The sequence below is a fragment of the Micromonospora sp. NBS 11-29 genome (assembly GCF_002140155.1).
Classification (GTDB): domain Bacteria; phylum Actinomycetota; class Actinomycetes; order Mycobacteriales; family Micromonosporaceae; genus Micromonospora.
The window spans coordinates 194,835-205,159 of sequence record NZ_NAPR01000002.1 but is presented as its reverse complement, the minus strand read 5'-3'; the positions used below and the strand labels follow the sequence as shown (position 1 = coordinate 205,159).

Below are 10,325 nucleotides of genomic sequence, written 5' to 3'. Positions count from 1 at the left end.
CGCCCCCGCCGACCCGGGAGGCCCAGTCCAGCGGCACGACGGCGGCCACCGCCCAGTCCGCGGCGAGCAGCCCGGGTACGGCGTCGACGAGCGTGGCCACCCCGTCGGTCGGGTTGGCCGCCACCTGGGCGAGCAGCTCCGCGTCCTGGCCGGTGGTGGTCGGTGCGCCGATCGCCCGCCACACGCCGTCCACCTTGACGCCGGGGATCGCGGCCAGCCCGGCGAGCAGCCGTTCCACCCGCGCCGCGCCCGGCCAGACCACCGTGAAGTCGTCCACCGCCCGCCCGCCGAGCCGCTCCAGGACCACCACCTGCACGATGTCGGCCCCGGAGACGCCGAGTGTCCGGGCCACCTGGCCGAGCGTGCCCGGTCGGTCCGGTAGGGTCACCCGAACTCTCAGCAGCATGTCTGATCCCCTCCGCTCGGCGGGCCGGCGCGGGGCCGGCAGGCTGGTTCCAGCCTGCCGGTTGACCATTTCGTCCCTGTTGCAGCGCCATGTCCCGCCGGCAAAGTCCGACCTTGACAACAATGCTGAGCTGCCATCAACTATCCGGATGACCGATCCGGCCGCCGACGCCGCCCGGCCGGAGGCCGGGTCGGCCCCGCGCGGGCTCGACCTCGACCGGCTCGCCGCCCACCTGGCCACGCACCGGCCGGAGCTGGCCGGACCGCTGTCGGCGCGGCTGATCGCCGGCGGGAAGTCCAACCTGACCTACCTGCTGCGGGCCGGGGACCGCGAGGTGGTGCTCCGCCGGCCGCCGCTCGGGCATGTGCTGGCGACCGCGCACGACATGGCCCGCGAGCACCGGGTGATCTCGGCGCTCGCCCCGACCGGCGTGCCGGTGCCCGAGGCGCTGCTGCTCTGCCCGGACCCGGACGTCATCGGCGCCCCGTTCTACCTGATGGCGAAGGTCGACGGCGAGGTCTACCGGCGGCGGGCGCAGACCGACGCGCTCACCGCCGCGGCGCGGCACGACCTCGCCATGGCGATGATGGACACGCTCGCCACGCTGCACCGGGTGGAGCCGGCCGAGGTCGGGCTGGCCGACTTCGGCCGCCCGGACGGCTACCTGGCCCGGCAGGTACGCCGCTGGGCCGGCCAGCTCGACCGCTCCCGCAGCCGCGCCCTGCCCGGCATCGACGAGCTGCGCGACGCGCTGGCCGACAGCGTGCCGGAGGGCGCGAACGCCGGCCGGATCGTGCACGGCGACTACCGGCTGGACAACCTGCTCGCCACCGTCGACCCGGTGGCGGTGCGGGCCGTGCTCGACTGGGAGATGGCCACGCTGGGCGACCCGCTGGCCGATCTCGGCCTGCTGCTCACCTACTGGGACGTGCTGGGCGACAGCGAGCACGCCGAGGGCAACCCGGTGGCCGACGGCATCGGCCCCCGGGCCGGCTTCCCCACCGGGGCCGAGCTGATCGACCGCTACGCCGGCCGCAGCGACGTCGACGTCGGGCCGCTGCACTGGCATGTGGCGCTCGGCTGTTTCAAGCTGGCGGTGATCTGCGAGGGCATCCACTACCGGCACACCCTCGGGCAGACGCTCGGCGAGGGCTTCGACCGGATCGGCGACATGGTGGCGCCGCTGGTCACGCACGGTCTGCACGCGGTGAGGGAGAGGTAGATGGAGTTCGCGTACGACTCCCGGACGGTCGAGCTGCGCCAGCGGCTGGAGGCGTTCCTCACCGAGTGCGTGTACCCGGCCGAGCCGGTGCACCACGAGCAGGTGCTGGCCGCCGACGACCCGTGGGCCCGCCCGCCGGTGCTCGACGAACTGAAGGCGCAGGCCCGGGCGCGGGGCCTGTGGAACCTGTTCCTGCCGGACGAGCGCTACGGCGCCGGGCTGACCAACCTCCAGTACGCGCCGCTGGCCGAGCTGACCGGGCGCAGTCCGCACCTGGCCCCGGAGGCGCTGAACTGCGCCGCGCCGGACACCGGCAACATGGAACTGCTTGCCGAGTTCGGCTCGGACGCGCAGCGGGAACGCTGGCTCGCGCCGCTGCTTGCCGGCGAGATCCGCTCCGCGTTCTGCATGACCGAGCCGGAGGTCGCCTCGTCGGACGCCACGAACATCGCCACCCGGATCACCCGCGAGGGCGACCACTACGTGGTCGACGGCCGTAAGTGGTGGTCGTCCGGGGCGATGGACCCGCGCTGCGAGATCTTCATCGTGATGGGCAAGACCGACCCGGACGCCGACCGGCACCGCCAGCAGAGCATGATCCTGGTCCCCCGGGACACCCCCGGCGTGACCGTACGCCGCGGGATGACGGTCTTCGGCTACTCCGACGCCCCGCACGGCGGGCACGCGGAGATCGACTTCACCGGCGTCCGGGTGCCGGCGGAGAACCTCGTTGGGGCGGAGGGCGCCGGTTTCGCCATCGCCCAGGCCCGGCTGGGCCCGGGCCGGATCCACCACTGCATGCGCCTGGTCGGCATGGCCGAGCGCGCCCTGGAACTGCTCTGCCGCCGGGCCCTCGACCGGGTCGCGTTCGGCCGTCCGCTCGCCGAGCAGGGCGTGGTGCGGGAGTGGATCGCCGAGTCCCGGGTCCGGATCGAGCAGGCCCGGCTGCTGGTGCTCAAGACCGCCTGGCTGATGGACACCGTCGGCAACCGGGGGGCGCACACCGAGATCCAGGCCATCAAGATCGCCACGCCGGCGATGGCCGAGTGGGTGATCGACAAGGCGATCCAGGCGTACGGCGGGGCCGGCGTCAGCCAGGACACCCCACTCGCCGCGCTCTGGGCCCAGGCCCGCACGCTACGCCTCGCCGACGGCCCCGACGAGGTCCATCGCGCCTCCCTGGCCCGCCGCGAACTCCGCCGCTGGTCCTGACCCACCCCGTGGTCTCGGGTGGGTGAGGTCAGGCGGAGGCGCGGTGGATGAGCTGGGTGTCCAGCAGGACGTGCGGGGAACGCACCTCGTCGCCGCGGATCCGGGAGACCAGCAGCCGGGCCATCTGCCGGCCCATCTCCTCGACCGGCTGGAACACCGTGGTCAGCGGCGGCTCGGCCTGGCGGGCGATCGGTGCGTCGTCGAAGCCGATCACCGCCACGTCCTCGGGCACCCGCCGGCCGGCCTCGCGCAGCGCGCGCAACGCGCCGAAGGCCATCAGGTCGGAGGCGACGAAGACGGCGTCCAGCTCCGGGCAGGTGCCCAGCAGCCGGCGCATCGCGGCGGTGCCGCTGCCCTCGCTGAAGTCCGCGTACGCGATCATGCCCGGGTCGACCCTGCCCCCGGCGGCCCGCACGGCCTCCTGGTAGCCGGAGAGCCGGGCCAGACCGGCGCCCATGTCCTGCGGGCCGGCGATGGTGGCGATCCGCCGCCGCCCCTGGGTGAACAGGTGCTCGACCGCCTGCCGCGCGCCGCCGACGTTGTCCACGTCGACGAACCACGCCGGCTGGGCGTTCGGGTGCAGCATCCGGGCCGGTCGGCCGCCGAGCACGGCGGGCAGGCCGCGTTCCTCCAGCAGCGTGGGCAGCGGGTCGGCGTCGTGCAGGGAGAGCAGCAGTACGCCGTCCACATGCTGGTTGGTCAGGTGGTGCTCGACCCGTTCCCGCTCGATCGGCGACTGCACCATGGCCAGCCAGAGCTGCATGGGCGTCTCCACCAGGCCGGAGCTGACGCCCCGGACGATGGCCGCGAAGAAGGGCTCGGTGAAGACCCGCTCCCCCGACTCGGAGACGACCAGGGCCACCGAGTCGGTCCGCTGGGTGACCAGCGCCCGGGCGGCCCGGTTGGGCACGTAGCCCAGCTCGGCGATGGCCTGCTGGACGGCGGCCCGGGCCTCCGGGCTGACCTGCGGCGAGCCGTTGACCACGCGGGAGACCGTGCCGCGCCCGACGCCGGCGCGGGCCGCGACCGCGTCGAGGGTCGGGCGCCCGAGCGAGCGGGTGCGCTGCGTTGTCATCGTCTGTGCTCCTCCGACGGTCGGGCGGGCCNGGGGCCCGCCCGTTACTGGCTGGCCCAGCTTATTGTGCGGCCAGGCCGTTACGTCGGATCACGTCGGCGTACCACCTGGCGCTGGACTTCGCGATCCGGGCCTGGCTGTCGTAGTCGACATAGACCATGCCGAACCGCTTCGTGTAGCCCCAGGCCCACTCGAAGTTGTCCATCAGTGACCAGGCGAAGTAGCCCTTCAGCGGCACCCCGGCCTCGATCGCCGCATGGGACGCGCGCAGGTGCGCGGCGAAATAGGCCAACCTGTCCGGGTCGTCCACCCGGCCGTCGACGAGCGTGTCGACGAACGCGGAGCCGTTCTCGGTGACGTAGAGCGGCAGGTCGGTGTATTCCCGGTGGACCCGCTCCAGCGTCTCCACCAGGCCCGGGGCGTCGATCTCCCAGTTCATGTCGGTGACCGGCACGCCGCGGGTGACGAACCGCACGTCCTCGCTGCCCGGCCAGCAGGACGGCGCCCGCCAGTAGGGCTCCGGCTCCGCTCCCTCGACCGGCGCGGCGACCACGTGCCGGCTGTAGTAGTTGATCCCGACCATGTCCAGCGGCGTGGAGATGGTCGCCAGGTCGCCGTCGCGGACGTGCCCGAGGTCGGTGACCCCGCGCAGGTCGGCGACGAGGTCCGCCGGGTACTCGCCGCGCAGCACCGGGTCGAGGAAGAACCGGTTGGCCAGCGCGTCGATGCGACGGGCCGCGTCGGCGTCGGCCGCCGACTGAGTGGCCGGGGTGACCGGGTAGAGGTTCACCGTGATGCCCAGTTCCGCCTCCGGGCGGGACGCCCGCACCGCCTGCACGGCCAGGCCGTGACCGAGCATCAGGTGGTGCCCGGCCCGGACCGCGTCCGCACCGTCTGAGCGGCCCGGCGCGTGCACGCCGGAGCCGTAGCCGAGGAACGCCGAGCACCACGGCTCGTTCAGCGTGGTGAAGTACTTCACCCGGTCACCGAGCGCCTCGGCGACCAGGTGGGCGTACTCGGCGAAGCGGCCGGCGGTGTCCCGGGCCGGCCAGCCGCCGGCGTCCTCCAGGGGCTGGGGCAGATCCCAGTGGTAGAGCGTCAGCCAGGGCTCGATGCCGTGCCCGAGCAGCTCGTCGATCAGCCGGCGGTAGAAGTCCATCCCCTCCTGGTTGACCGCCCCGCTGCCGCCGGGCTGCACCCGGGGCCAGGAGACGGAGAAGCGGTAGGACCGCAGGCCCAGGTCGGCCATCAGCCGTACGTCGTCCGGCATCCGGTGGTAGTGGTCGCACGCCACGTCGCCGGTGTGCCCGGCCACCGTCCGACCCTCGGTGTGGCTGAAGGTGTCCCAGATCGACGGCGTACGGCCACCCACCGCCGCGGCGCCCTCGATCTGGTACGCGGCGGTGGCCGCGCCCCAGAGGAAGTCGGGCGGGAAGGTCAGGGCCGGGCCCTCGTCGAGGACGCCGACGGCGGGCGGGCTGGCAGGGTTGCTCACGACTTGACGGCGCCTTCCATGATGCCGCCGATGATCTGGCGGCCGAACAGAACGAACACGACGAACAGGGGCAGGGTCGCGATCAACGTACCGGCGAAGATCTGCGAGTTGTCGGCGAAGTAGGCGGTGTTGAGGCTGCGCAGCGAGATCTGGACGGTGGGGTTGGACGGGTCGGCCAGCACCACGAACGGCCAGAAGAACTGGTTCCACTGTTCCATGAACGTGAGCAGGCCGAGCACCGCGGCGGCGGGCCGCAGCGCGGGCGCCACGACGTGCCAGTACACCCGCCAGGTGGAGCAGCCGTCCACCCGGGCGGCCTCGATCAGCTCGTTCGGTACCGCCTGCTCGGCGTACTGGCGCATCATGAAGATCCCGAAGCCGCCGATGAGGAACGGCACGGTCACCGACGGCATGGTGTTCAGCCAGTCGAGCTTCGCCATCAGGATGTAGAGCGGGAGCACGCCGAGCTGGATCGGCACCATCATCGAGGCGAGGATGATCAGCAGCAGCGCGTTCTTGCCACGGAAGCGGAGCTTGGCGAAGGCGAAGCCGGCCAGCGAGCCGAAGAACACGGTGGCGATGGTGATCGTGCCGGAGACCAGGAACGAGTTCAGCAGGCCCTTGACGATGTTGGCGTCGCCGTTGGCCAGCACCCGCTCGATGTTCTCGCCGAGCTTGCCGCCGGGCAGGAACGGCGGCGGCCAGGAGTTGGCCGCGTCGTTCGTCCGGGAGGCGATCACGATCATCCAGTAGAACGGGAACAGCGACAGGAGCACGCCGAAGACCAGGCCGACCCAGGTGAGCGGGCTGGCCTTCCAGAGCCGCTCGGCCCGGTGGGTGGCCTTGGCCGGCGCGCTCGGCCGGGTGGGTGGGCGAAGCGTGGTGGTCGTCATCTCGTCACCTCACTTGTCGGAGCTGATGCGTCGGGCCAGCAGGTAGTTGATCGCCGACATCAGCGCGATGAGCACGAAGAGCACGAGCGCGACCGCCCCGGCGTAACCCCACCGGAAACGTTGGTTCATCACGTCGAGCAGATACATCGTGATGGTCTGGAACTGCCCCNCCGAGCCGCTGGTGAACAGCAGCGGCTCGGTGAAGAGCTGAAGCCCGCCGATGGTCGAGATGATCAGCGTGAAGATGATCGTGGGGCGAAGCTGCGGGACCGTGATCGACCAGAACTGACGCCGCCGGGAGGCCCCGTCCAGCGCCGCGGCCTCGTACATGTCCTTGCTGATCGACTGCATGGCGGCCAGGTAGATCAGCGCGTTGTAGCCGATCCAGCGCCAGTCGACCATGGTGGAGATGGCGAACCAGGAGGCGAAGCGGTTCGCCCGCCAGTCGATCGGGTCCAGGCCGACGCTGTCGAGCAGCCAGTTGACCAGGCCGAAGTCCTTGGCGTAGATCATCGAGAAGATCAGCGCGACCACCGCGGTCGAGGTGATGATCGGCATCGCGATGGCCATCCGGAAGAAGGTCTGCGCGCGCAGCTTCCGGTTCAGCGCGTTGGCCAGCACCAGCGCCAGCATCAGCTGGGGCACGGTGGAGAGCACGAACATGCCGAACGTGTTCACCACCGCGTTCCAGAACTGCGGGTCGTCGGTGATCAGTTCGACGAAGTTGTCCAGCCCGACGAAGGAGATCGTCGAGTTCAGCGGGGACCGGTCGGTCAGGGCGATCCAGACCGTGTACGCGATCGGGTACGCGCTGAACACGGCGAAGATCAGGAAGAACGGCAGGACGTACAGGTACGGCGAGTACTTCAGGTCCAGCCGGGTAGCGGAGGCGGCGCGACGCTGCGCGGTACGGGTGACGCGCGACGGGCCGCGCTCAGGCGGCGCCGTGGCGTGCAGGTCGAGGCTCATAAGGAGTCCTTCTCCTCGGCCGGCGCACCCCCTACGCGGGCGACGCCGGNGCGGGCGGCTCATCCGGTCACTTGCCGGCGGCCGCACCGTTCTTCAGGGCCGCCTGCCACTGCGCGTCGGCGGGCTTGCCCTGCTCCACGGCGCGCAGCGTGTTCTCCACGGCGGTGCGGACCGCGTTGTTCTTCGGGCCGAGGTAGACCGGCTTCAGGTCGGTGGCGCCGGCGGCGAAGATCTTGCCGACCGGGGCCTTGCTGAAGTAGTCGTTGGTCGAGTCGGCCACGGCCGGGTCGGTGAGCGCCTGCGGGTTCGACGGCAGGTTGCCGACCGCCTTGTACGCGCCGATCTGACCCTTCGCGCTGGTCAGGAACTTGGCCAGCTCAGCGGCCTCCTTCTGGTGCTTGCTCGACTTCGGCACGCCCAGGAAGGAGCCGCCCCAGTTGCCGCCCGCGCCGGGGGCCTTGGCGATGTCCCACTTGCCGGCCGCCGCGTCGCCGGCCTGGCCCTTGATCACACCGGTCATCCACGCCGGGCAGGCGATGGTGGCGAAGGTGCCGTTCTTGAACCCGGCGTTCCACTCGTTGGAGAACGACTGGAGGTTGTTCGACAGCCCCGCGCCGATCATCTTGGTGGTGAGCTGGTAGGCGGCCTGCACGTCCGCGTTCTGGTCGATGACCAGCTTGTTGCTCTTGTCGTAGTAGGTGTAGCCGGTGCCCTGGCCCGCGATCTGCATCAGCACGACGTTGTAGAAGTTGGTCGCCGAGTCGACGAACTTGTGCTTCTTGTCGGCGGCGGCGAACTTCTGGCCGGTGGCGATGAACTCGTCCCAGGTCGGCCAGAGCGCGCCGACCTGCTCGCGGTCGGTCGGCAGGCCGGCGGCCTTGAACAGGTCGCTGCGGTAGCACAGCGCCATCGAGCCGACGTCGGTGCCGAGGCCCAGCACCTTGCCGTCGGGGGTGGTGCCCTGCTCCCACTTCCACGGCAGGAAGTTGCCCTTGAGGTCGTTCGCACCGTGGTCGGCCAGGTTCACGAACTTGTCGGCCTGGGCGTAGAACTGCACGATGGTGCCCTCTTCCAGGGCCACCACGTCACCGGCGCCGGACCCGGCAGTGATCTGCTGGGTGAGGCGGGTGTTGTAGTCACCGAGACCGAGGCCCTTGCCCCGCTCCTGGATCTTCACGTTGGTGTGCTCGGCCTCGTACTGCTTGTACAGCTCCTCGTAGCCGAAGCCCTGATCGCCGAAGACGTCGACGACCAGGGTGACCGGGCCGTCGCTGTCACCGCCGCCCGACGAGTCGTCGTCGCCGCAGGCGGTGGCGGTGGCAAGCACCATGACGGACGCGAGCGCGATGGCCGCGAACCGCCGACGGTGGATTGGGACGCTCATCCAAGACCCCTCTTTCGGTGGTGAGGCGAGTTCTGTGTGGTGGGGGGTGCGTGTCGCGCGGGCCGGAGGGGGCAGGAAGGAGATCCACGCCACTCGCGGGAGCGCTCCCATGAGATTGCCGGCAGGTAACAGGGGTGTCAATAGGCCGGTGGGAGCGTTCCCATTTCGTTACCCCGGTGGCCGCAACCCCCGTGCCGGGAGCGCGGTCAGCAGCAGCGACGCAGAAGCGTGGTGGCGCGGTCGGCGGAGAACGCGTCCGGGTCGTACGCCGGACCGGCCCAGTCCCGCATGGCCTCGTGTTCCGGATGCGTGGGGTCGGCGAGCGCGGCCCGCAGGACGGCGTGGCCGGCCGGGCCGCCCACCCCCTCCGGCGGGGCGGCCCGCTCGCCGTCGAGGCAGACCGGGTAACGCGCGTCCGGTACGGCGGCACAGACGTCCTCGACCACCAGGTCGTGCTCCCACCAGTCGCCGAAGTCGTAGGTGTAGCGGAACCGGTCGCCCTTACCCACCACCGCGTCCAGCCGGACGTCCAGCTCGTCCCGCAGCGCCGGCTCACCGTCCGGGTCGGGCTCGCCGTACTGCCGTGCGCCGATCTCGAACGCGTGCAGGTGACAGTCGCGCCAGCCGATCGCGTGCTGGATCACCCGGTGCAGCCGGTCCAACGTGTAGCCGCCGGGCACCAGCACCCGCCGCCAGACCGACGGCCGGACCCCGGTGACGGACACCATCAGCTGGAAGATCTGACGCGGCACGCGGTCCCGTCCTTCCTCGGCATAGGCTGCCCGCATGATCTGCCGAGCCTGCCGGGAGCGGCGGCACGACGACTGTCCTGGCCGGAAGTGGTGCGACTGCCAGCACCGTACCCCCGAACCCACCCCGCCGGTCACCGGTCCGGCCGGCGAATGAGCGTCGGAACCCCGATCGGGCGGATCTGGCCCGCGCCCGCCACCGGCGCGCTGACCGACCCGCAGCTCACCGCGCTCTACGGCCGCGCGGCGCGGGCGCACCTGCGGGTGAACTTCGTCGCCAGCGCGGACGGCGCGGTGACCCTGGACGGCTACTCCGCCGGGCTTTCCGGCGAGCCGGACAAGCGGGTCTTCGGGCTGCTCCGGATGCTCTGCGACGGCCTGCTGGTCGCGGCCGGCACGCTGCGCCACGAGGGCTACCGCGCGCTCCGGTTGGGCGCCGAGCGCCGGGCCTGGCGCCGGGAGCGAGGGCTGCCCGAGTTCCCGACGCTGGTGGTGGTCTCCGGCTCGCTCGACCTCGACCCGGCCCAGGGCTGCTTCGCCGACGCCCCGGTCCGGCCGCTGGTGCTCACCCACGCCGACGCCGAACCGCCGGCCGGGCTGACCTCGGTGGCCGATCTGGTCCGCTGCGGCGCCGACCGCGTCGACCTGGCCGCCGGCCTGGCCGAGCTGCGCCGCCGAGGGCTGGCCCAGGTGCTCTGTGAGGGCGGGCCGCACCTGTTCGGCGCGCTCACCGAGGCCGATCTGGTCGACGAACTCTGCCTGACCGTCGCGCCGGTGCTCGCCGGCGCGGGCGCCGGCCGGATCACCGCCGGGGCCGCGAGCGCGCCGCGCCACCTGCCGCTGCGCCATGTGCTGGCCGCCGACGACGGGACGCTGATGCTGCGCTACGCCCGCGATCCGGGCGAGCCGCCACCCGCCGG

Annotated in this window: 8 protein-coding genes and 2 pseudogenes; 3 read left to right on the top strand and 7 right to left on the bottom strand. The window is 71.9% G+C overall.

The window, feature by feature from the left end; translation table 11 throughout:
• Positions 1-406: pseudogene (locus tag B1205_RS30570) on the bottom strand (amino acid-binding protein); the annotation flags it as partial.
• A gap of 148 nt (positions 407-554) precedes the next feature.
• Here B1205_RS30570 and B1205_RS00930 point away from each other — a divergent pair.
• The gene (locus tag B1205_RS00930; protein ID WP_089153869.1) at positions 555-1,628 is read left to right on the top strand and encodes a phosphotransferase family protein; all 1,074 of its coding nucleotides are present in this window, start codon (positions 555-557) and stop codon (positions 1,626-1,628) included.
• Positions 1,629-2,840 (top strand): acyl-CoA dehydrogenase family protein, encoded by a 1,212-nt coding sequence (locus tag B1205_RS00925; RefSeq protein ID WP_089153868.1) that lies wholly within the window; start codon positions 1,629-1,631, stop codon positions 2,838-2,840.
• Positions 2,841-2,868: 28 nt separating this feature from the next.
• Here B1205_RS00925 and B1205_RS00920 read toward each other — a convergent pair whose 3' ends face one another.
• The 6 genes from B1205_RS00920 to B1205_RS00895 all read right to left on the bottom strand — a co-directional run bounded on the left by B1205_RS00920 (position 2,869) and on the right by B1205_RS00895 (position 9,408).
• Positions 2,869-3,915, bottom strand: coding sequence for a LacI family DNA-binding transcriptional regulator (locus B1205_RS00920; RefSeq protein ID WP_089153867.1), 1,047 nt, complete (start codon positions 3,913-3,915; stop codon positions 2,869-2,871).
• A 61-nt stretch (positions 3,916-3,976) separates the two neighbouring features.
• Positions 3,977-5,410: a GH1 family beta-glucosidase gene (locus tag B1205_RS00915; RefSeq protein ID WP_089153866.1), complete on the bottom strand. Its 1,434-nt coding sequence runs from the start codon at positions 5,408-5,410 to the stop codon at positions 3,977-3,979.
• Entirely contained in the window at positions 5,407-6,303 is an 897-nt protein-coding gene (locus tag B1205_RS00910) for a carbohydrate ABC transporter permease (RefSeq protein WP_089153865.1), read from the bottom strand. Before B1205_RS00910 ends, B1205_RS00915 begins: the two co-directional genes overlap by 4 nt.
• A gap of 9 nt (positions 6,304-6,312) precedes the next feature.
• Positions 6,313-7,272, bottom strand: coding sequence for a carbohydrate ABC transporter permease (locus B1205_RS00905; protein WP_089153864.1), 960 nt, complete (start codon positions 7,270-7,272; stop codon positions 6,313-6,315).
• A 67-nt stretch (positions 7,273-7,339) separates the two neighbouring features.
• On the bottom strand, positions 7,340-8,656 hold the full coding sequence (locus tag B1205_RS00900; protein WP_089153863.1) for an ABC transporter substrate-binding protein: 1,317 nt from the start codon (positions 8,654-8,656) through the stop codon (positions 7,340-7,342).
• 206 nt (positions 8,657-8,862) lie between these two features.
• On the bottom strand, positions 8,863-9,408 hold the full coding sequence (locus tag B1205_RS00895) for a plasmid pRiA4b ORF-3 family protein (protein ID WP_176308367.1): 546 nt from the start codon (positions 9,406-9,408) through the stop codon (positions 8,863-8,865).
• 150 nt (positions 9,409-9,558) lie between these two features.
• On the opposite strand from B1205_RS00895, the pseudogene B1205_RS00890 reads away from it, so the two are divergent.
• Positions 9,559-10,325: pseudogene (locus tag B1205_RS00890) on the top strand (pyrimidine reductase family protein); the annotation flags it as partial.